Below are 21,757 nucleotides of genomic sequence, written 5' to 3'. Positions count from 1 at the left end.
GAGCAATCATTTTAAGTTTAATCTATTACAAAAAAGAGAAGCGATATGCTTCTCTTTTTTTATGCCTAATCCCCCCTTAACCAAAACTCGCCAGTTTGTTCTTAACCAGTGTTTTGATAGACATTAAATTTTTCAATCGCCAAATAATCCAGTATTGCGACTGGTTTGCGTAATAGGCTATACGGTCAAATAACGGAAACTTAATTTTCTTTCCAGCTTGATAATAAAAACAATCTTTAGATTGTTTTAACCAGTCTGTTTCAGACTTATTCTTAACATGTAAAAAGCTGTAAGGATTAGCTAACCTAATTTTACGACGCATTTGAATTTGTTCTGGAGTGCGCTCAGCGTAATGACGGCAAATAGGAGACGGTCGATACAGATCCTGACAAAACGGCGGTACCTTACCACTTATATCTTCTGGCCAATGCTGTGAAGTTGAATTTTTGAAAAACCTAGGCTCTCGCCAATTAACTCGGTAATAATGGCGACGTTCAGACACGGGTAAAGATTTGTCTTCATCTTGGTAGTGGGCCAAATCTTGATCGGTAAAATAAAACTGGGCTTGCCATACGCGCATTTGTTTTTTTCCACCTTGAGACGCCTTAACTAACATTGGACGAGGGTCATCAACCAACATTTCATCCGCGTCCAAAATGTACCACCAATCATCTACAGAATATTCTTTGTGAAATTGGTTATACACTCTGTTTCTAAACTGATTACGGTATATTTCATCAGTTTGGCCCACAATATTAATTCTTGGATCTATTGCAGCTTTTTCGTTTATAAGCTCCCAACTACCGTCTGTAGAGCCATTATCTAAAATATAGATTTGGTGGCAAAATTGTAAAGCGTTATCTAACACTTCTGAAATGATATCGACTTCGTTTTTTATGATACATATTGCATTAACTTTCATGATTTTACCTCGTACTACTGTGAGTTCGAATGAATTGATTGAGCATTTAATCTGGGTATATAAGTCATAATTACTTTAAGCCAGTACCAACATTTGAAGACTTGGTAGTGACTAGGTTTTAACTGGCAAATGGAATAATTGAGAATATGTTTGGCGGCTTGCAGGTTGCCTGCTTTTAAATTTAATTTAACCAAATAACAAGCATGTGCCGCGCAGTACTTAATCATATCCCGCTTAGATTTTTCGCTTCTTTTACCCTCGACCGCTTGGATCATCAAACGTTTAGCAAAAGGTAATAAGTCTTTGGGTAAATGTCTCTCACAGGCTCTATTTTCGCTATCAGTGTGGTATAGCATTAGTACCAATGGTGAATAGACGATCCCGGTCTGCAAGGCAATGTTTGAAAAAAGAGCTTGGTCCTCTCCCATTGCTTCTCCAGCAGGAAATCCACCAACAGATTCGAAAAGATCAATGGTCATAATCAAACTAGAAGGCATAAAAGGTAAATCTCCCTCCGCACAGACTGCAAAGTAGTCATTCATCACGTCTCCTTGGGCTGACACTTCTGACATAACTATCTTAGGATCTTTAAAACACTCACCTTCCAACACCTTTTGATAAGCACTAGCAAAACATTCATGGTTGGGGAAACGCTGGATTAACTTATTCATTTCATATAAGAAAAACACAGACCATTGGTCGTCGGCATCAATAAAGGCCACATATTTGTGTTTAGCCAAACTTACCCCATTATTTCGCGCTACTGAAACACCTTGATTACTCTGTCTCACTAAGGTTAAGTTTGGAATGCCTAAACTCTCCACTTTTTCTGCACTGCCGTCTGTTGAACCATCGTCTATAACAATGATTTCCGAGGGGGCTAAACGTTGGTTAGTGATAGAAGTGAGCGTACGTTCAATACTATCCACTTTATTAAACAAGGGGATCACCACTGAAAATTTAATATTATTCATTTACCTAACTCCAATTGCGAAGTGCGAGTACCCTCGCTTCTTCTGGGTTCATGGTGGTTTTTGCAAAGCCTGTGCCAAAGCCTTCTGCCAATTGAGAAGCTAATAGTTCAGGTACGATGTCATCAGCGTCAAATTGATATTGTTCGGGTACCCCAACCTGCTTACACCAGCTACGACACTTATTATGGTAATTAATTGAAATTACTGGAGTATTTACCAAGAATGACAAAATAACCGCATGTAAACGCATGGCGACAGTTGCCTTAAATCCGGCAATTCGTTGAAGTACTTTAAGGGGATTAGGATCATAAGGAATATGCGTAATAACCACGTCATTAGATACCCGCTGCATAATTTTTTGATGAACATGAAAATCACCAAATTGTTCATGTCCGTTAAAGTCTAATAAATAAATGGGCTCATGGGTTTTCTGCCAAACTTCTTCAATACTTTGCACCGCCATATCGATACGTTGCTGTTCATTTGTTTCGTTAACGTTACCGAACGCGTCTGTGGCTAATTGACAAAAATTAAACATCACGCCTTTACGATCAATAGCAGTCCATTTTTGATCTTGGTGGCAGAGCAGGAGTGGCGCGAGGTCAAAGGTTAAGTGTAAGTTTGCATTAGGCGCTAACGCCTTTCCCAACGCATAACTTTCTGGGTCTCTAACACCAATAAAACCACACTCATTTAAAAACAGACGACAGGCGTTTTCAGCCTTTTTTGATTCAAATGGTCCAATACCTACACCGACACATCGGCTTTGTTTAGTACCCGCAAGACGAACTAAATGACGTTTAAATTGAATGTCTTTTTCACTGTGTAAGACCGAACCACCACCAAATATGACTTTCTCACTTTGCAACGCATTTTTATAATGCAAAAACCTGTGATGCCCCCTAAATTTTGAAGCTGGTAAGCCGTCTACATTACCAAACTCATCACATTTAACATCAGCCAAACAACTCACTTTCACTTGATTATCTGCTAATTGATTCTGAATAGCCCATCTAGAGGTATACAACAATATGTCATCACCGGTATTTTTCATGCCGTAATACCCCATTAAGTAAGTTTGGAATTGTTTAAACATCTGAGACTCCATTTGGTAAATTTTTAAAAGTCATACCTAGCCAAAACAACGCAGGCCAATATAGGTATGCAAGAATTTCTAAGTTTTCAAAAAAGCTATAACAGGTAAACACCACCAACATGCACATACCAGCACGTGCTTGCACATTGTGGGCCGAAAATATAAAGAGATAGATAAGACTGAGTGCCATTGGGATAGCTAAAGCAAATAAACCAACCAAGCCCTTAACAAAAAGTAAGCCGTACCAAGTGTGGTGTGAGCCTATTGGCATGAATTCAACCAACTTGGGCCCAGACTCAACTTTACCATGCCCCCAAATAGGCGCTTCGTCACGCCAACGTTGAACAGCTAAGTTTTCTAATGCCGCACGCACTCGGGTGGATGCGGGTCGCGCTTCTTTAATCTGTTGAAATGTGTCCATGACCCATTCATAAACAGGCTCCCCTAACACCAAGATAACGGGTAAAAGGAAACCGAAGCCTAATAACAACCAAGGGTTCTTCAACTGCTTAGTAAACAAAAACAAAGGGATTATCATAATAAAAATTGCCCAACCCGCTCGTGACTGAGATAACAGCGCCATCACTACACAACCGGCTACGCCCCAGTTTCGCCACACCTTGTCTTTTTCCTGTAAACAAAAAATCACAAAGATACAGCTTAAGAAACCTGCCGCAGGCGCCCACGGAGCGAAAAACTGCCAACGGCCCGCCCCTGTTTCAGGGTTTAACCCGTATAAACTCACCATAAAAAAGTTGTCACCAGCTCCACCGAGAATTTGCAGTGGAGAAATAAACAACTGGCCTGGAACACGCACAACATACAAAACAAAGGTAATAACACCAAAAATAGCAGTATGTTTACCAACCACACAAACAGCCCTAATCAAACTTTCGGGTTTAAGGTTAACTACCGCACCTAAAATTGGAAATAAGCCCAGTAACGCCCAGCCTTTAGCCCAACCTACACTGCTTTTAACGGTTTGAGTGGTACCTAAAGACCAATTAGCGTGGCCTACCCATAAACTAATTAACATGACCAACATGCCAAGTCCCCATAACCAAGCAATGAGAGGTACCTGCTTAAAGCTATTTTCCCCTTCAACAAATGCTCTTAATAAAACAATCCCAAGAACACACCAGCCTAACGCTGAACCTGTGATGTATAGCCCACCCACTGCATAAATTGGATAGGTAAACAACAAGGCCCAACAAATTAACTTCTCTTCAACAGTACGTTGATAATGCGTCTGCGATTGCATAACACTGTCACTCCTGAAGTAATGAATAAAAAGCCAACTAATCCAGCCACCAAGCCTAATTGAGGAATAGGGCTGTGGATCTCTGTTGGAAGAGAAGGTTGGGTCAATAGTTGTAACACTGGGTATGAAGCAAATACGTCAGCTTTTCCTGCTTCTAGCCTAGCTGCAGCTGAGGTAAATACCGCCTCAGCTAAATCAAATTCTCGTTGTAAACGATCCAGTACTGCTGATTCTCGGGCAAATATTTTAAGCTGGTCCTTAAGATGCAACTCAGATCTATGGAGATCTTCAATTTGCGCCGTAATTCCCTTTTCTTTGGCTGATGCTTCGATTAAATCGGCAAACATTTGTGCCCGTTTAGGGTTCATTTCTAAATCGAGGCTACTAAAAACGCTCGCCGCATGTGGCCCAGCTATGGTATTGCTTCGAGATAAAAGTGATGCACGAGCCGCTTTGTAACGCTGTTGTTCAGCAATGACTTTAGGGTGTCCATCTCCCCAACGTGATTGATATTCTGATAACTGTGAAGTACTGATATCTAACTCTTTGAGAAAACCACGAAACTCTACATCAGACTGCAAGATAAAAGCCTTGCCAGCCAAATCAGCTGATATACCTAAGTTCTTTCCTAGGCCAAACGTATAGTCGGTTAAATTAGATGCTTCAGCCTGTAAATACAGCTGTTTTTCTTTAACGGTTTGTAAACTGCTGACCAACAAGCTGAACTGATCTTGAGATACCAAAGACGAACGTTCTTGAAATTGCAAAATATTGGCCCGGGCTTCATTCAACCTCACTCGATAATCAGCTAAGACACGTTGGATGCTCGCATCCCGATGTAATACTTCATCAGCACGTAATCGATTAAGTTCATCTTGCAAACTGTTATACAGCGCCCAAGCTTTGGCTTGTGCTTGTTTGGCACTCGAGCCTTTAATGCTGACAGCTAAAATTGAAGTTTGCTCTGTTAAGGCAATTTTAGGCTGTCCAAATTTTATAGCTGAGAGTGAAGTTTTATCACTTGCTAGGTTAAGTACACCTCGGCTCAGTAACATTTCCTTATAGTTAACTCTTGGGTTAAACCCACCAGCAGAAAATGGCGCACTGGTTTGAGATACCACTTGGCCTACATTGTCTAGAGCCACACTAGATGATGCGCCTGTACCAGGTAACACCAACTCTAGTTCACTTTGATACACAGGCGCTTTATTTAGGTAAAGCATAACGATTAAAGCAATAAACAAATAACCACAAACACACAAGACTAAATATGGCCATTTCACGACTCTGTAAACCAGCGCTCTAAATCTCTGGTAGCGTGTGGGGATCATTATTGGATACTTCATAACAACGACTCCTAGAACAACTTAAATGGCGAAATTAAATCAACGATTGTTTCTGCCACATCGCGTATGTTAGTGACACCAGAGTCGTAACAAGCTATGGCGTCGTTTGGCATCACATATGGGTTAATCTCATCTCGATTAGCCAATCTCATCAACTGCTCTATTGAGCGTTCAATGACTTGGGTTTGATTAGTGATAGGGTTAATACTGGCTAACATGACTTTACGTGGGGCATTGGTCCACTCTTTCCCGCCTACACAATTTGCAGAAACAGCAGCTTGCAGAAGTTTTGTGCCATAAGGTAGGTTGGTGGAATAACGACCCACTCCCGCCCCCGAATTACTTTGCGCAGAGTCAATCAGGTTAGACATAAACACTCTAAACCCTTTAGGCGTAATTTGACTCGGTCTGACTAAGTGCGGTTGAAAACACCCTGTACTTGGCACTATGACTTGGTCACCATCTATCAGTGGGTAATCTTTAACAGGCAAACCAGATAAAATTCCTGTTAAATCCACTTCAATCTGCCACCCCTGTCGAATCAGAATAATTTGGTCGAGTTTGGCATCGGGTCTTGCACCGTAGGCCGCACGAATGGCTTCTGAGAGTAACCTTTTATTACTATGGTCACCCGCTGCGACCACACGTTGATCCATTTCATTGTTAGCCCGTTTGCTATTAATCAGGACTCTACCTGGCTGAAATACAGCACCAGTTACAGGTACCTCAATAGCGGATAAGTGCAACACCTTAACGTGCACTGTAGCGGTTGCTGGGCGAAAGATATTGGCTTTTATCAATGCCAACTCGACACTATCTGATAGCTCACGAGGTGACATACCAGATGCTTGGATAGGTGTTAGAATAGGCAACGTAAGTAAACCTAGATTATCCAATACATAGCTACCATTAAACCCTTCTCCGTATTCCATCATGATTTCGATCATGTCCCCTGGACTAAGAGGTAAGGTATTACGATCTGGTTTCATTCTTGACGGCAACGGAGCTTGGCTCGGTGCTGAAGATAAAATAGGTTTATCTACTCGGTAATTAAGTGGCGCTGCAAAATGTTCAGAGCCTACACATTCTAGTTGCGCAGCAAACACTCGTTGGGGCACGCTTTGTTGAACAAACAAGTCTCCTTTTTCTTGTGGATGACCATAAAAGCCCTGATGAGAATTATGAACGCTTTGAAGAGAATCACTTTGTGCGCAACTCAAGAGCATTGAAGAAAAAAATACACATGCTGTGCGATGCATTTGCAAACTATTAGTTAGTTTTAAAAAATTAAAAGTCATTACTACACCCTTCTAAAAATATATTTCCTATCAAACATATATTCAGTAGTGCAGGTACTAGGCCAACCTCATAAAATAGGTAAGCCATTGTTTTATTTAACAAATGTATAACACCCAAAATGTAATTTTACTATTTTGCAAATGAAAAAAGTGGGGTTTTCTATTTTGCAAATTGAAGAAATAACAAATATCAAATAACAAAAGGCCATGAAACCTTCGCTTCATGGCCGTTAAATGCGTTTCCTAATGTCATTTACCTAATTAATAAGCGCCTTTAGCAGATATAACGCAAGGCAAAGTAGCTAATAGTATTTTCGTATCTAGACCTATGCTTTGATTCGCTAAATAACGGTTATCTAAAGAGACTTGGGTTTCAAAGTCAGTATTAGCTCTACCAGAAACCTGCCATAATCCGGATAAACCAGGAACTCCATTTAACCGACTCAACGCTGAAGTGGGATACTCATCCACTTCGATAGATAAAGCGGGACGAGGGCCTATTAGTGCCATATCTCCACTAAGTACATTGTACAACTGCGGCAATTCATCAATTGAAAACTTTCTAATAAAAGCACCCACTTTAGTAATTCTTGGGTCATTTCTATATTTCTTACATACGCCATCTCTATCACTATCCTTTGGATCAGGCTCTTTATACTTTGGGTCTGTTTTTAAATACATGGACCGAAATTTATACATTTTAAAATGCCGTCCAAATTTGCCAATTCGTTCTTGGCTATAAAAAATACTGCCAGCACTTTCGATTTTGATCATGAGAATTACGAATAGAAACAAAGGAGACAGTGCAATTAAGCCAACCAACGCAACTATTCTTTGGATCATAATTGGGATCCCTTTATGGTGACCTTCTGAATTCATAGTTTTACTAGATTCTATTAAACTTCTTTGGGTATTTTTAATATGTAAAGTATTAGTAGAAATCATAATTAAAGCTCCTTAACAGCTTGATTTAATACAAAAGTGCGAAATAAAAACAGTGGATTTCCGATAACGTAACGATGAAACTTTGCTCTTGGTTCTTGAAGTAAACGCCACACCCACTCTAGCCCTAATTCCCTCATCCAAAGAGGGGCTCTTGGTATTTTTCCAGAGTAAAAGTCGAATAGTCCACCTACAGCCAATGCCGTTCGACAGTTCAGTAATGGCCCGTAAGTATTCAACCAGTTTTCTTGAACAGGTGACCCCATACCTAACAACAAAATATCAGCTTTAGATGCATTAACTTCTTCAACTACGACCGTTGAGTCATCAGTTGAAAAGTACCCGTTACGTACCCCAGCTATTTTAATTTTTGGATACTTAGATTTTAGGTTTTTCGCCATTGTGGCGGCCACACCTTCTTCTGCTCCAAGTAAATAAATAGATAAGCCTTTTTCAATCGTTGCCTGACACAAGAGTGGTAACATATCTGTACCATTTACATTTTCTTTTACAGCAACTCCAGTCTTTTTGGCGGCCAAACGTACCCCTGAACCATCTGCAAAGACACGGTCACAATGATTAATATCGTGAATTAACTGTTCATTTTTACTAACGAGGTTGATTGAGTTCACATTAATAAAACAACCAAGTTTACACACACTAGTTTTATCCGTAGTCCAATTTATCGCGCCTCTCATTGACACGTTGTTGACCTTTAATCCAAAAAGACTGAATTGTAGGGGTGTATATAAATTCTTTGAACTTCTATACACCAACTTGTTAAAAACGCCTTTAAATACCAGCCCTAAATATTGGGATAATGAATAGGAAAACTGTTCTTGTAATAGTACCTCTGGGGCTTCAACGATCTGGCCACTTGCTCTTTTGACTGAGATTAAGTCGACTAGGCCAGCAGGTATGTGTTTGAATTTATTTGCATGCTTCATTTGATGATGGCTCAAAGACAAATTTATCGGCATACCGCAAAGTGCAATGTGTCTAGACCAAACGGCAGTGAGTATCAAACTTCTTTTTAATACCCCTGTTGAAAAAACAAAATATCGAATGTTTCTATTTAGACAGTCTTTACTTTCAATTAACTCCACAGATGGCTTAAATGTTAATTTAGCGAGTAAAACATTGATTAGAAACACAGGAGATATAACAATAAGTGCCGTCCCAATTATTAGTCGGTCAAGAATCGATATAACACTCCAATATCCTGTTTGAGCTATAGAATATTCTTTGTCTATTAATTTTAATCGTCTGTTAAACATGATGCACTCCACTAACATTTAACTCAGTTTCAAGTTTCGCTTCACGTTTCAAGTAAAGCTTTAAGTAGTTAGTTGCTTAAGTTGTGCCAACTAAACATAAAAACTTAAACCATTGTTTAATAAGGGAAATATTTTAAATGGAACTAAAATCACCTTGAACAAGCCTGGATGTTTTTTCAATTTGAAAATGATTTTGAATAAATTTTCAATTTGAAAATTTATATTTTGTAACGGTGAATTTAAATAGACTTTACTCAGCAGGCAATTCGTAAATACGAACAAATGTTGGAGGAAGAATTACAAAGTGAGCACTACAGACGAATAAAACACGAATAGTTAACAATGACTTTTTTAGTTAAGTCTGTAAGCGCGTTTTCACGAGCAGGAAAGTGAGTTTTAACTAGGAATCGATCACCCATTTTAGTGTAAAGCCTAGACAATCTAGACAGTATTTTATGGGTTACATTAAGAAAAACATTTTGACGTAAGGGGCCAAAACTAAAGTGACGAATATAATCTTTTAGATTCGGATCGTAGGTGTTGTTCCATCGTCTGTCCAAGGTTGAAAGAAAACGAAAACCTTTTGCGTGTTGGATAATATGCCCATTTTCTCCCCAACCCACATCGTTCTCTTGGCTAATAGGCTCATTTCGACTGCTAATAACAGACTGCAACCATGTTTGGATTACCGTACTGTTTTTTACCAAAATAACACCTGAGTTAAATCGCTCACTGTAACTCTTTGCCATATACAAATACTTATTGCTTTGTACTACTTGTTCTAAGCTAGGTGCAACATGATTAATATAGGCATCAGCGTCTACGAATAAAACTAAGTCATACCCTGTATTTAAAGCTTCTAGCATTAAGGTTAACTTTAACCAACAACACTCTACACCTAGACTAGTGGTTATTGGTTTAGAAACAGTACAATGCCGATAACCATTTTTTTGCGCATACGCCTTATGAGAAGCCAAACAATCTCTGTATAACCATTGATACCCATTTAACGCGATACTAAACACCAGTACATTTTGACTCATAGTCTCTACTCACAATTAATACTTCTAACACGTGACTGCAAAATTCACTCCAATTAGTGCCTCAGCCTAAAATTAATGTTCAACACACACTGTAGTTTCAATTCGCTTCGCAAATTGCAAAGTTTTATGAGGTAACAACTGAAATTAACTCAACAAAACACTTAACCCTTTGTAATTACTAACTAATAAATGTTGGCCTAAATATCGCAATCAATCTATTTAGGCTCAAAAAAATTAGCACTTTTGTTTAAATTTTGCGCTTTCCATTATGTATAGGAGATAAAATTATGCGAACGAACACTAAGTTAGTGCTTGGCTTTTTCCTTATTTTGTTATGCGGAAAAAGCTATTCAACCGAATATGTAAACGGCCAATATAAATGGCAGTTTCTGTCTGGCCAACCTTGGCCAGAAGGATACAACCGTAATATTGGTAAACCAGATAATTTAATTTGGAGTCGACAGGAATACTCAGATGATTTCTTTCAAAGGATCAACAATGCCTTACCTGAAAGTGAACTAAATGAGGCATTTATAACCGATGACAACGGCTCAACCATCCATATAGAGGAAACAGCAGAAGTGTTTGTTACCTTTATTCATGAAGGGGCTGGATATAAGAACTCTTTTGGATATTTTACTTTTGACAGCGAGAACCCGCCGACATCAATCGATCAAGTCAGTGAAATAATTGTGTTTCCTAACTTGTCTTATCCGCACATGGCTAAAGGGCACCGAGTGAGTTTAGGTATACATCCTCCAGGTACCAGCATTGGTTTTTTTATTGCGGCTAATGGCTTCAGTTACTACACAGGCGTAAAAACCAACAAAGCACCCTACTACTACTCTTTGCAAGGTTTAAATCCAGAACATGATCCCGCTTTGAGGCAACACGCCGTATTACTTTATGATGAAGAAGTGTCTGAAGTCATTTTGGGGTTTGAAGACCTTCCGAGAACATGGGGTGACAATGACTTTAATGACGCTGTATTTAGCATTAAATCAACACCAGAGTCAGCTATAAGAAAAGAAAACCTTACCAAAGTCCCTGCAGTAAACGACAGTGATGCTGATGGTGTTAGCGATGCAGAAGATGAGTTTCCTAATAATTATCGCCGTACTTACAGCGGCTACTTTCCTAATAAAGACAGCTATGTCACCTTAGCTTACGAAGACAACTGGCCTAAGATGGGTGATTTCGACTTTAATGACTTAGTCATAAAGGAAAGATTACAAATCATATATGACGCTTCTGGGTTAGTTAGTGGCTTTAAAATACATGGTTTAATTGTCGCTAGAGGCGCATCAAATGTAAATGGGTTTGCATTGCGCTTACTAGACACAGAACCATCACAAATCGAATCTGCCAGTCTTAATATAAACGGCCAGACTTACAATAAATATCCAGAGTCTAACCAACAGGATGCGGTCATTTCCATTTTAAGTAATAGCAACAAATTTACTGAAACAGGACAATCTGGTCGATGTTCTCACTTCAATACCAATAAAGCCTGTGCCTATTTCGCTCCTGTTGAATTTACTTTTGATGTTCAATTTGCCAACAGTCAAAACAATCTAAATCATTCAGACTTTGACTTTTTCATTTATAGAACAAACGACAGAACCTTAGAAATACATATGCCAGGTTACCCGCCTACAGACTGGTTTAATGTAAATCGTTTTGGCAAAGAAGACGATACTTCTGACGTGACTCAAGGCCGCTATTTTAAAACCAAAGAAAACTTACCTTGGGCCATGAAGATTAGTGATGATTGGGACTACCCAAGAGAATACATAGATGTTCTATGGGCATACCCAGACTTTGAATTTTGGGTAGAAAGCGGAGGTCAAAATGCCACCAACTGGCACAAAACCAGTAATCGTAAAAGCCACTATTACCAACCCGAGCAATAGGAGTTAAACCATGAACAATATTAATCAAAGAACAGTACTTAATTCACACGTTTGGTGGTGCTCGTTAGCGTTTTTAAAAGTTATCCTGCTCACATTACTTTTGGGAGTTGGCACTTCCGCTTACGCCAATCAAGATTACCAGGCCAACATACAAAAATTAAATATTAAAGCTAATAAAACCAAAGAGTTATTTGTCGCCCCTAACTTTAATTTTAATACGTATAAAACCCTGACCTTAGACATCTTGGTACTTGACGAAACAGGCTTACCTAGGTCAAACAAGTTACTATTAGTATCTTCAGTGCCAACTATTGCTGCAGCAGATGAGAATCAGGATATTGAAAAAACCTATGCGCAAAAGTCTGTCATTAGTTTAGCCAGAACTGATGAATTCGGCAGAGTGTATAAACAAATTGAAGTATCAAATTTATTGACGTCAATTCTGATTGAATTAAATGAGAAAACGTCTAACAATAGAGTATTGTTAGCACTACCAGACTCTTTACATGTAAGTCATACCTTTGAAATTAAATAAATTTTCATAGCGTAGTGTTCGGGTATTGTGGTTTACATCATACCCGAACCAAAATAACTTGAGTCGAAAAGACACAACACAAAATGATATGTTGTTACCTAAGGAAAGTAAGTTATGACAATAAATATTTCGGATAAAGAAAGTGTTAAGCCCAAAATACTGATTGTCGATGATGAAGTGAGTATTCTTCAGGCAATTAAGCGTTTATTAAGAAAAAGTAACATATCAGTTGAACTTGCTAACGGCGCTGAAGAAGCCTTAGTTTATTTAAAAACAAGTCCAGTGGATTTAGTTATCTCTGACATGAAAATGCCAGGTATGTCTGGAGCAGAACTATTTACCCAAATAGCGGCTTTGTATCCAAATACCTATCGTGTTTTACTCACCGGTTTTGCTGACATAGACTCTACTATTAAAGCCATTAATCATGGGAAAATACACAGATATGTTCAGAAACCATGGAATAATGATGCACTTTTAGAAGTCATCAATGAAGGGCTCGAAATAGCCAAATTAAAACAAGAAAACGTAAAACTTCAGCAACTGTTAAAAAAGCAGAATGAACTACTAAAAGGACTTAATACAAATTTAGAAAAGAAAGTTCAGTTAAGAACAAAACATATCAACTTAGCACTTTCACGTATCGAACATGATCATAAAGCGACACAAAAAGTACTGTATAACCTGATTAATATTAACCCTAACCTAGATGGAAAATTTGCTAACTCAGTTAGTCTATTGGCCAAAAGGTTGGCAAAACTACTCGATCTTTCTCCACAAGAAATTCATGATATCACCTTTGCCGCTTTAATCAGTGAAATAGGTCTATTAGGGGTTGAGTCAGCCCTGTATACCCAGCCTTTTAACAAGCTAAAATTTAATCAAAAAGAAGACTTCTATGAACAAATAAATGTCGCCAGAGTGATCCTCAATCCTGCGCAGCATCTTAATCCTGTGTCAGAAATATTGTTTAATCAGTTTGAAAAAGTTGATGGTAATGGAGTAAATAAATTAGTAGAAGAAGAAATACCAATAGGATCGAAGATACTGGCTGTTGCTAAAGACTTTTGGCTATTAAGGATGGGAAGAGTCAATGGCATCACTATGACGGACATTAACGTTAGAATTGAAATGAAAAAGTTAGGTGGAATAAAATACGACCTGACTATTTTGAGCCTGTTACTAGACAATCCAAATATCATTTCTAATCAGTTTGTCGAAACTCCTATAGGGTTACATGAAATAGAACCTGGGATGGTTTTAAAATACAACTTATTCACCCAGAATCACATGTTAATTTTACCGGAAGGCCATGTGTTTACCGATGTGACCTTGAATAAACTCAAACACTTTGACGAAAGTCAAAACACAAGCTTGAAAGTAATTGTGGAGTCAGCAGAACAACAATCATAATAAAGGAAAAGTAATATTAAAACTGCTGCCCTTACCTAGTTGCGAGTCGACTTGAATTATTGCGGAGTGTGCTTCTAAAATGGCAAACGAAATAGAGAGTCCCAACCCCGTGCCAACGCCTACTGGTTTTGTTGTAAAAAATGGCGTAAATAACTTAGCAACTGTATTCTCATCCATACCGCATCCATCATCCACTACATGAATAGTTAAATTTTTAGCCTCTAGCGTTTGTGAAATACTCAAGGTTCCACCACCTTCCATTGCTTGTGCAGCGTTCATAAAAAGGTTAACAAACACTTGTTGAAGTTGTCCCAGGTTTCCTAAAATTGGCGGGCACTTCTTGCTCAGTTGGTTATCTACTTTATATTCATACTTGAGAGAGTTCCACGCGATTTTTAGCGCAGATTCGACACAATCAAAAATAGAGATATTAGAAAAAACTTCATCGCCAGCGTGAGAAAAGCTCTTTAAGTTATCAACAATCTCTCTAACTCGCTGTAATCCTTCTAAATTTGATTTTAGTAATGACAATGAGTCTTCTTGCAGATACGACAATTCAATTTGCTCACAAAAATCGTCGTATTGGCTTTGATTTAAAGTTTGATTTTTACTTAGAGTTTTACGGATAGATTGATCCAATCTAATAAAGTCATCCAAGTATTCTTTTAAAATCTGCATATTAGAATGAACGAATGCTATTGGATTATTTATTTCATGAGCGACCCCTGCAGCTAACTGCCCCAAAGAAGCCATTTTTTCAGATTGGACTAACTGCCGTTTCGCCACTTCTAAACTGCTCACAGTGTCTTGAAGTTGTACTGTTCGTTTAAGTATACGGACATCAGAAATTCGCCTGCGTATACCACTGAGTAGGTGCCCTCGAACGGTTTCTAATACATATAATGATTCGACATCCAAATGATCATCAGCACTAAAAAATACAATCCATGCCACCCTATCATTCATAATGGAAAAATTGGTATAAGTTATCCAGTGATAGACTTCTTTTCTACCTACATCAACATCTGAAATTGGTGAGACAATCCAAGAGTCGAAGGCCTTTGATTTATCTAACGGTAATAATTCACTAGCTCGTTTAATTAAATCAACATCGTTACACCAACCTTCGTTCTTCTGCCACAATTTATAACTGTCATTTGACAATAAACGACCATTTTGAGTAACCAGGTAAAATCCACAGTCTGCAGAAGAAAATTGTCCGGTTAGAGCAACAGTATTAGCCATCAACTCATTTAAAGAAGCCTCTGATGCTACTTCATTTGACGCACTACCTAAGTACTCAAGTTCCGCTTGCTTTTTCTTCGCAAATGCCAGTGAAGTCTGTAGAGATTGATTGGTCTCATAAATCTCTAAGGAATATTTTTCTAATTGTGTTTCTGCCAAATTCCTAGCTTTCTTCTCTCTGGTTAGTTTTCTTTCCAGAAGATCGATACGTTTTTGTAATTCAGAATCAGACAAGGTTACAGTTTCTCAACTTCGATCACACAACGACTTCCACCTTCATGTTCACACTCTGATTGACCAACACTGACTCTTTGACCTGTGTGTTCAGCTAAACCGTGGACAATGCCTTCGCAGAAAAAACATAACTTTCGAGGAGATTGATAGTGAAATGAAACTTTACTTTCCGACTCAAATAAAAATTCGAATTCGGGGAGTAGAGCATCTGGATTGAGTTTTTTTACTTCAACGTGAATAAAGTCTTGAACAGCATGTAAGAATGCAAAAACATCTTTAAAGTCGTGAGCGCCAGCTGGTGCTACTTCGTATAACTGTTTAAATATCCATTTACCAAATGCAAACTGAGCGTCCTTAGCTGAAATTTCTTTTTTCTTTACGATGAGTTCAATTAGTGTAAAAAGTTCTTCGTCAGCATATGTCGCTACAGTCGTGTAAGCGCCTTCACTAGGTAAACTTGCCTCATCAATCAGTTCGTCCCAGAATTCATCTCCCCATAACTCTTCGACAAACTCATTAAATTTTACAAAAATTACGCCTTTCATATTTAATCCTTATTATTGTTACCTATTCAGTAACCTATAAAGTGGAAAATCAATATCGATTGTATTGGTGTATAAATATAACCTTAACTGAACCAGCTCCAAAAGCCACCTTTTGAGAAATCTGATTCACAACTTTTAAGCTGCTGTGCAAAAACCAACGAACGTTTTTTTATCTTTTTAGCTACTTTCTTTAACCATGGTTTTTTATGGTGATTTCCACGGCGATATCCAGTCCAACCTTCATGATAGTTAAGATACTGAAGTTCTGCGTCCCACTTAGATACCTTATTCATTTTGTGAGTTTTGTTTATAAACCAGCCCATAAAATCCATCGCATCATCAAAATTAGTTCTATCAGCCCAAGCGTTACCTGTTTCTCGCTGATAATCTTCCCAAGTTGGTGTTTTAGCCTGCGAATAACCAAACGCAGTACTTAATCGGCCCCAAGGAATTAGCCCAAAGAAAACATACTTTTTTCCCGGCCTAGCGGTGGCTTTAAATGAGCTTTCTTGATACATCATAGACATTGGCACATGAATGGGCACTCCCCATTTTTTATGCATATCATAGGCGCTAACATACCAGTCAGACTTTTCTGAAAAAATATCACAAACATTGTCGATATTTCGAGGTGGAGTGGAGCTACAACTCACTAAGAATAGAGTGCTCATTATAAGTGTGAAAATAAATTTTAAAAAAGTGTTATTTTTTTTGAACTTTTTTGACATAGGCCACTCTTAATTAGCGTGTTCTTATTATTGTGTGTGTTTCCCTTGTAGTAATTTTTTAAGCCTGACCTGAGTCAGGCTTTTTTTATGCCTCAACTAAATCATCAGTTGATTCAAAATAATTTCTTAAGAAATCATCAAACGATTGTAAATCTTGTTGTTCTATTAATTGTTGTTTTTGGATTGATTGTTCGGCATGAATAGACAACTCTTCAGTATTCATATAACGATATTCAGTTTCCATCAACTGTGTTTTGTAGTCATCAGCAAGAGCTAAACCAAATGTTCCGTTATCAATGTCTTTATCTAACAACGTTTTTAGAATTCTAGCCGAAGGGGTTAAACTGGGATCCAGTACCTTTTGTTTTTCTACTTCAACAGCAACGCCGTACTGTTCTGTATTATTCGCCTGATCCAAGGTTAGTGCGACTTCAGCTAACTCAGAAAACAAAGTTAATGCCCATTCAGATAAAGCAATTATTTGACCATTTTGACTTAACTTAAGGCTAGGATCGCGCCCTCTATTTACCACTTCACTTAAATTATTTTCTGTTTCTTGGTAAAGGTTAGGATCAAAAAACGCACTCGGTTTAGTCACGCAATAAAGTAGAAACACGTCTAAAAAGTAAAACTGATTACGCTCAATGCCAATTTCACTGTAAGGGTTCACGTCCAAAGCCCGTACTTCAATATAACTTACCCCCCTTTCATCTAACGCATCAGTGGGTTTTTCTAAAGAATGTGTAGGTTGTTTAGGCCTAATAGGTGAATAAAGTTCATTTTCAATCTGTAATACATTGCTGTTTAACTGTTGGTAGTGACCATGTTTTTTGCCACTAAATTGCTGGTAGTCTTCTGAAGGTTGACTAATCGCTTTTCGTAACGATTCAATATACGTATCAACTTGGTTATAGCAAATGTTTAAGCCTGACTGAGCGCTATTGGTATAACCTAAATCACTCATCCTTAAAGACGTAGCATAAGGCAGGTAATAAGTTCCTTTGCCTAACTTTTTGAAATCTAAAGATGTCTCTTTTCCCTTAATAAACGAACCACATAAAGCGGGTGAGGCGCCATATAGATAGGGAATAATCCAACAATACCGACGATAGTTACGGATCAAAGCAAAATAAGCCGCTGATATTGTATCTTTATTAGCCGCCTCCCCGAGATTAGGCAACCACGTTTGCCAAAATTCTTCTGGCAATGAAAAATTAAAATGCACCCCAGAAATTGCTTGCATCATGCTGCCGTATCGATTTTTTAATCCCACTCGATACAAGGTTTTCATTCGACCTACATTAGATAAACCGTAATTGGCAATGGGAATAGTGTCTTCACTTTCAACAAAACACGGCATGCTCATAGACCATAGACGTTCATCACCAATATTTTCAACAACATATTTGTGTACGTCAGTTAGTTGACCGATTGTTTTATCAATCGATTCCTCAGGTGGCGTAATGAATTCTAATAACGATTCAGAAAAATCTGTAGTGATATATTCATGAGTTAATGCGGATCCCAAGGCGGTCTGATGTGGCGTTTGAGCTAATCCCCCATCTGGGTTTATTCTCAACGACTCTCGTTCTACACCATGCCTAATACCTGTAAGAGATTGTTTTACTTTCGTATCGTTTAATAACGTTAAACGTTCTGTAAAAGAACTTTTATTTTCTCGCAAAATTCTGTCCACTAGTAGGAAGTAGCTTTAACTACTTCACAGATTAAAGATTTAAAAACTGCTTAGCGTTTTATACCCAAGTCACCTAACTATAAGAATTCAGTAACTGACTTGGGTATAGAACGTTAATTAAAGGATTTTATTACGTGGTGTAGTCTACCTGCACTTAAAAAATAAAGTAACCGTTCGAGTAGGTAAATTGACTAACATTCACATCACGTAACAAATCAGTTAAGACTCTGATAGTATAAATCGATACTTATAAAGCGGTTTACATTAAGCCTTTTTAAAGAATATATTAAGCACCTTGCTAACATTTAATGGACGGAAGAATTTTGACAGAAGACGAATTAGTAATCTTTGACCACGATTTTGCTTTAAAACAATTTAGTGGTAACGAAACAATGTTAATTACCATATTAGGAAAGTTTGTCAGTCAAAATGAAAATTTCAACGAACAATTAATTTCTAGCTTCAAAAGTGAAGATTTGACCACGGCTAAACGACTGATACACACCTTAAAAGGCGTTACAGGAAATTTAGGTATGACAGCGCTACATCATGCCTGTAAAGAAGTTGAAGATAATTTTGATTCTTTAGCTGGTGATTTAACCAAGCTACAAGATAACCTTCACGAATTTCTACAACTCGTTGAATTAACAATATTAACCTCCCAAAAATATGGCACTCAAGACCCTGTTGCAAACCCAACAGAAACCACCAAAATTCAAGAGACCGAACCTGAAACTGAAAAACAAAAGCTGATTGCCGCTCTCCAACGAAATGAGTTCTTGTCAGATAAAAAACTTGAACAATATTTAAGTGCATTGACATTGTCACCGGCTGATGAGGAAGAATTGCGAAAACTAATAGATGACTTCGAGTACCCTGCCGCAATATCATTATTAAATTAAAGGATACGTTTCACCTTGCCCATAGAAGTTTTATATGAACATGCTGATTTTATAGTCATAAATAAACCAGCCAACATTGCGGTTCAAAACGAAAACGAATCAACTGGTGTACTGCCCATCATCTGTAGTCAATTACAAATACCAAAACTTTGGCTAGTACACCGTCTCGATAAAGTTACCTCTGGTATTTTAATATTGGCAAAAAATGCACAAGCCGCTGCGACCTTTGGCGAGTTGTTTAGCAATAAAAAAATCGAAAAATATTATCTAGCAATCTGTACAAAAAAACCTAAAAAGAAACAAGGTACGATCAAAGGAGGTATGCATAAAGTTAGGGACGGAAAATGGATCCTAAATTCAAGTCAGGATAACCTCGCTACCACTCAGTTTTTTAGTTACGGTATTTTACCTAACATCCGTTTATTTTTAGTGAAACCCTTAACCGGAAAAACTCATCAAATTAGGGTAGCGTTAAAAAGTTTATCCAGTCCAATATTGGGAGATGAACTGTACAAAGGTGAACCATCAGATCGTACTTATTTACATGCTTATACAATTAAATTTTGTTATCAACAGCAAGAGATATTAGTTAAATGTCTGCCTGATTTTGGTCAAAATTTTGTATCTAAAGAAATGACAGCAGCCATCGAAAAACTCCCCTCACCTGCTGATTTACCTTGGCCCAAAGTGAAATAACACCAATGGTTCCTTTATCCTTATCTTCAGATACACAATCCAAAAACTCATTAAAAATAGCCATAATTGGGCAAGGAGCAATTGGTGGGTTGTTGGCAAGCCAATGTCATAATTTAGGTTATAACTATCAACTATTATTACGTAACAAAACTTTAGTAAAACCTAACTTTTCACTGCAGATAGAAGACATTCGGCAGCAAGTTACCCAGATACAGCCAAAAACCTGCCAAATAGACCAAGCCAAAAATTTTGATTTACTGATTTTACCCATCAAGGCTTATCAGGTGCTTGCTGCGCTAAAAAGCATGCAAAAAAACATACAACCTCATCAAGTGATTGTGCTGTTACACAATGGCATGGGCACCATTGAACAAGTCAAACAGCTATTACCGGATAATCCTTGTGTAGCCGCCACCACCAGTTATGGAGCGTTTAAGCCCGCGCCAGCCTATGTAAAACAAACAGGTCTAGGAGAAACACACCTAGGCTGGATAAATTCGCCAGAACCTGAGCAAGTAGAAGAAATAGAAAAAATTCTAACCAACTTATTACCTCCTAGCTCTTGGCACCAAGACATAACAATCGCATTATGGAATAAACTAACAATTAACGCAGTGATTAACCCTTTAACAGCCATACACAACATAAAAAATGGTGAATTGAACGAACGAAAGTATACGGGGGAAATAGAAAAAACATGTTCTGAAATATGTTCAATAATGCAACAACTTAACTACTCTGTGCAGTTAAAAGATTTACTAAAACGAGTTAATCAAGTCATAGAAAAAACAGCTAATAATTACTCTTCAATGCACCAAGATATTTATCATGGTAGAAAAACTGAAATTGAATACATCAATGGGTATGTCGTGCAAAAAGGCAAAGAATTAGGGGTTGGTGTTAAGGCTAATCAAGAACTCTTCAATCAAATTAAAGCGTTAGAAAAAAAACAGTAGATGATGAATACATCTACTGTTGTTATGAATTAAAGCAATCAAAAAGACTTAGTAACGTTCCAGTGCGCTTAAACAGTCTTTAATGTGTGCAACGCGTTCTAGCAACGGCATTGTTTTAGGTCTGATCCCTAGTTTAATTCCTACAATGCTCAATTCGTTCCCACAAGCAGCTAAACTAGCGTGCATTTGTTTCTCGGTCATCAAAGACCCTTCAGCTCCGGCTTTTAATTGTTCATTTGGCGCAGGCGGCATATGCGTGTCAGCCCAAGTAACATATTCAGTGTCTTGATCAGAAACACCAGAAAACATTAAGCCTGATAATAAACCTTCAGACTTTAACAATTGAATATGTTCATTTGCCCCATTTACAGTGCGAGTCTCAATTACTGAGCGGCCCCAGTTTACTACCATGCCCACATTTGCTGACAAGCTAGCATTCACGTTTTTAACTACCGCAATTTCATCTTCAATAGTTAAAAAACCTTTAGCTGGAGATTGGTCTGGCACTAATGTGTCACAATGTTCAATTACCAGCTGCGCCCCTTGCCAATCCCACTGCAACATAGTTTCCAATGACTTTTCTAATGCTGCAGCTGAGCCATTAGCTTTGCTTCGATTAGGTGCGGTTTGAATTTCTATAGCCTGTACCGCTTGTCTACCTATATGTGCATTCAATTTAGCAATTGCGTCACAAGCTTTTTTCATAAAGGCTAGGGCTTCTTGTCGACCTAGCTC

20 protein-coding genes are annotated in these 21,757 nt (G+C 38.1%); 6 read left to right on the top strand and 14 right to left on the bottom strand.

The window, feature by feature from the left end:
- Positions 1–76 precede the first annotated feature (76 nt).
- The 9 genes from ACSHXM_RS10625 to ACSHXM_RS10585 all read right to left on the bottom strand — a co-directional run bounded on the left by ACSHXM_RS10625 (position 77) and on the right by ACSHXM_RS10585 (position 10,159).
- Positions 77–922 (bottom strand): glycosyltransferase family 2 protein, encoded by an 846-nt coding sequence (locus ACSHXM_RS10625; protein ID WP_435688741.1) that lies wholly within the window; start codon positions 920–922, stop codon positions 77–79.
- A gap of 14 nt (positions 923–936) precedes the next feature.
- On the bottom strand, positions 937–1,896 hold the full coding sequence (locus ACSHXM_RS10620) for a glycosyltransferase family 2 protein (RefSeq protein ID WP_435688740.1): 960 nt from the start codon (positions 1,894–1,896) through the stop codon (positions 937–939).
- Positions 1,897–1,900: 4 nt separating this feature from the next.
- Complete coding sequence (locus ACSHXM_RS10615; protein ID WP_435688739.1) at positions 1,901–2,992, bottom strand: polysaccharide pyruvyl transferase family protein; 1,092 nt, start codon at positions 2,990–2,992, stop codon at positions 1,901–1,903.
- The gene (locus ACSHXM_RS10610) at positions 2,985–4,253 is read right to left on the bottom strand and encodes an O-antigen ligase family protein (protein WP_435688738.1); all 1,269 of its coding nucleotides are present in this window, start codon (positions 4,251–4,253) and stop codon (positions 2,985–2,987) included. The genes ACSHXM_RS10615 and ACSHXM_RS10610 overlap by 8 nt, the downstream gene beginning before the upstream one ends.
- Positions 4,208–5,599 (bottom strand): hypothetical protein, encoded by a 1,392-nt coding sequence (locus ACSHXM_RS10605; protein ID WP_435688737.1) that lies wholly within the window; start codon positions 5,597–5,599, stop codon positions 4,208–4,210. The genes ACSHXM_RS10610 and ACSHXM_RS10605 overlap by 46 nt, the downstream gene beginning before the upstream one ends.
- Before the next feature lie 11 nt (positions 5,600–5,610).
- Positions 5,611–6,897, bottom strand: a complete 1,287-nt coding sequence (locus ACSHXM_RS10600; RefSeq protein ID WP_435688736.1) for a polysaccharide biosynthesis/export family protein — start codon at positions 6,895–6,897, stop codon at positions 5,611–5,613.
- A gap of 261 nt (positions 6,898–7,158) precedes the next feature.
- Positions 7,159–7,842: a sugar transferase gene (locus tag ACSHXM_RS10595; RefSeq protein ID WP_435688735.1), complete on the bottom strand. Its 684-nt coding sequence runs from the start codon at positions 7,840–7,842 to the stop codon at positions 7,159–7,161.
- Positions 7,843–7,844: 2 nt separating this feature from the next.
- Positions 7,845–9,116 carry a WecB/TagA/CpsF family glycosyltransferase gene (locus tag ACSHXM_RS10590; RefSeq protein WP_435688734.1) on the bottom strand — a complete coding sequence of 424 codons (1,272 nt, stop codon included), beginning with the start codon at positions 9,114–9,116 and terminating at the stop codon, positions 7,845–7,847.
- Positions 9,117–9,427: 311 nt separating this feature from the next.
- Positions 9,428–10,159, bottom strand: a complete 732-nt coding sequence (locus ACSHXM_RS10585) for a hypothetical protein (RefSeq protein ID WP_435688733.1) — start codon at positions 10,157–10,159, stop codon at positions 9,428–9,430.
- Between the two features lie 287 nt (positions 10,160–10,446).
- Here ACSHXM_RS10585 and ACSHXM_RS10580 point away from each other — a divergent pair, with 287 nt between their 5' ends.
- The 3 genes from ACSHXM_RS10580 to ACSHXM_RS10570 all read left to right on the top strand — a co-directional run bounded on the left by ACSHXM_RS10580 (position 10,447) and on the right by ACSHXM_RS10570 (position 14,020).
- Positions 10,447–12,072 carry an LruC domain-containing protein gene (locus tag ACSHXM_RS10580; protein WP_435688732.1) on the top strand — a complete coding sequence of 542 codons (1,626 nt, stop codon included), beginning with the start codon at positions 10,447–10,449 and terminating at the stop codon, positions 12,070–12,072.
- A 10-nt stretch (positions 12,073–12,082) separates the two neighbouring features.
- On the top strand, positions 12,083–12,607 hold the full coding sequence (locus ACSHXM_RS10575) for a hypothetical protein (protein ID WP_435688731.1): 525 nt from the start codon (positions 12,083–12,085) through the stop codon (positions 12,605–12,607).
- Positions 12,608–12,721: 114 nt separating this feature from the next.
- Positions 12,722–14,020: a response regulator gene (locus ACSHXM_RS10570; protein ID WP_435688730.1), complete on the top strand. Its 1,299-nt coding sequence runs from the start codon at positions 12,722–12,724 to the stop codon at positions 14,018–14,020.
- Here the strand turns inward: ACSHXM_RS10570 and ACSHXM_RS10565 are convergent.
- The 4 genes from ACSHXM_RS10565 to gshA form a co-directional block, all read right to left on the bottom strand.
- Positions 14,015–15,499, bottom strand: coding sequence for a sensor histidine kinase (locus ACSHXM_RS10565; RefSeq protein WP_435688729.1), 1,485 nt, complete (start codon positions 15,497–15,499; stop codon positions 14,015–14,017). The two genes, ACSHXM_RS10570 and ACSHXM_RS10565, sit on opposite strands and share 6 nt — an antisense overlap.
- Positions 15,500–15,501: 2 nt before the next feature.
- The gene (locus ACSHXM_RS10560; RefSeq protein WP_435688728.1) at positions 15,502–16,044 is read right to left on the bottom strand and encodes a heme NO-binding domain-containing protein; all 543 of its coding nucleotides are present in this window, start codon (positions 16,042–16,044) and stop codon (positions 15,502–15,504) included.
- Positions 16,045–16,127: 83 nt separating this feature from the next.
- Positions 16,128–16,772 carry a hypothetical protein gene (locus ACSHXM_RS10555; protein ID WP_435688727.1) on the bottom strand — a complete coding sequence of 215 codons (645 nt, stop codon included), beginning with the start codon at positions 16,770–16,772 and terminating at the stop codon, positions 16,128–16,130.
- A gap of 85 nt (positions 16,773–16,857) precedes the next feature.
- On the bottom strand, positions 16,858–18,456 hold the full coding sequence (gene gshA / locus ACSHXM_RS10550; RefSeq protein ID WP_435688726.1) for a glutamate--cysteine ligase: 1,599 nt from the start codon (positions 18,454–18,456) through the stop codon (positions 16,858–16,860).
- A 335-nt stretch (positions 18,457–18,791) separates the two neighbouring features.
- On the opposite strand from gshA, the gene ACSHXM_RS10545 reads away from it, so the two are divergent.
- Genes ACSHXM_RS10545 through ACSHXM_RS10535 form a run of 3 tightly spaced genes read left to right on the top strand, consistent with a single transcriptional unit; the run spans position 18,792 to position 21,022 of the window.
- Positions 18,792–19,370, top strand: a complete 579-nt coding sequence (locus ACSHXM_RS10545) for an Hpt domain-containing protein (RefSeq protein ID WP_435688725.1) — start codon at positions 18,792–18,794, stop codon at positions 19,368–19,370.
- A gap of 15 nt (positions 19,371–19,385) precedes the next feature.
- Positions 19,386–20,066 (top strand): TIGR01621 family pseudouridine synthase, encoded by a 681-nt coding sequence (locus ACSHXM_RS10540; protein WP_435688724.1) that lies wholly within the window; start codon positions 19,386–19,388, stop codon positions 20,064–20,066.
- Between the two features lie 5 nt (positions 20,067–20,071).
- On the top strand, positions 20,072–21,022 hold the full coding sequence (locus tag ACSHXM_RS10535) for a ketopantoate reductase family protein (protein WP_435688723.1): 951 nt from the start codon (positions 20,072–20,074) through the stop codon (positions 21,020–21,022).
- 48 nt (positions 21,023–21,070) lie between these two features.
- On the opposite strand, the gene ACSHXM_RS10530 is transcribed toward ACSHXM_RS10535, so the two are convergent.
- A partial coding sequence (locus ACSHXM_RS10530) for a DUF4862 family protein (protein WP_435688722.1) occupies positions 21,071–21,757 on the bottom strand: 687 nt, incomplete at its 5' end.

It is taken from the genome of Paraglaciecola sp. (assembly GCF_051252315.1).
In the GTDB taxonomy this organism is placed as follows: Bacteria; Pseudomonadota; Gammaproteobacteria; order Enterobacterales; family Alteromonadaceae; genus Paraglaciecola.
This window is presented reverse-complemented; position numbering and strand designations above follow the sequence as displayed.

Excerpts from the sequence above, each read along its gene's own strand:
- ACSHXM_RS10625 (WP_435688741.1), bottom strand. The coding sequence starts at position 922 with ATGAAAGTTAATGCAATATGTATCATAAAAAACGAAGTCGATATCATT.
- ACSHXM_RS10620 (WP_435688740.1), bottom strand. The coding sequence starts at position 1,896 with ATGAATAATATTAAATTTTCAGTGGTGATCCCCTTGTTTAATAAAGTG.
- ACSHXM_RS10615 (WP_435688739.1), bottom strand. The coding sequence starts at position 2,992 with ATGTTTAAACAATTCCAAACTTACTTAATGGGGTATTACGGCATGAAA.
- ACSHXM_RS10610 (WP_435688738.1), bottom strand. The coding sequence starts at position 4,253 with ATGCAATCGCAGACGCATTATCAACGTACTGTTGAAGAGAAGTTAATT.
- ACSHXM_RS10605 (WP_435688737.1), bottom strand. The coding sequence starts at position 5,599 with ATGAAGTATCCAATAATGATCCCCACACGCTACCAGAGATTTAGAGCG.
- ACSHXM_RS10600 (WP_435688736.1), bottom strand. The coding sequence starts at position 6,897 with ATGACTTTTAATTTTTTAAAACTAACTAATAGTTTGCAAATGCATCGC.
- ACSHXM_RS10595 (WP_435688735.1), bottom strand. The coding sequence starts at position 7,842 with ATGATTTCTACTAATACTTTACATATTAAAAATACCCAAAGAAGTTTA.
- ACSHXM_RS10590 (WP_435688734.1), bottom strand. The coding sequence starts at position 9,116 with ATGTTTAACAGACGATTAAAATTAATAGACAAAGAATATTCTATAGCT.
- ACSHXM_RS10585 (WP_435688733.1), bottom strand. The coding sequence starts at position 10,159 with ATGAGTCAAAATGTACTGGTGTTTAGTATCGCGTTAAATGGGTATCAA.
- ACSHXM_RS10580 (WP_435688732.1), top strand. The coding sequence starts at position 10,447 with ATGCGAACGAACACTAAGTTAGTGCTTGGCTTTTTCCTTATTTTGTTA.
- ACSHXM_RS10575 (WP_435688731.1), top strand. The coding sequence starts at position 12,083 with ATGAACAATATTAATCAAAGAACAGTACTTAATTCACACGTTTGGTGG.
- ACSHXM_RS10570 (WP_435688730.1), top strand. The coding sequence starts at position 12,722 with ATGACAATAAATATTTCGGATAAAGAAAGTGTTAAGCCCAAAATACTG.
- ACSHXM_RS10560 (WP_435688728.1), bottom strand. The coding sequence starts at position 16,044 with ATGAAAGGCGTAATTTTTGTAAAATTTAATGAGTTTGTCGAAGAGTTA.
- ACSHXM_RS10555 (WP_435688727.1), bottom strand. The coding sequence starts at position 16,772 with ATGTCAAAAAAGTTCAAAAAAAATAACACTTTTTTAAAATTTATTTTC.
- ACSHXM_RS10535 (WP_435688723.1), top strand. The coding sequence starts at position 20,072 with ATGGTTCCTTTATCCTTATCTTCAGATACACAATCCAAAAACTCATTA.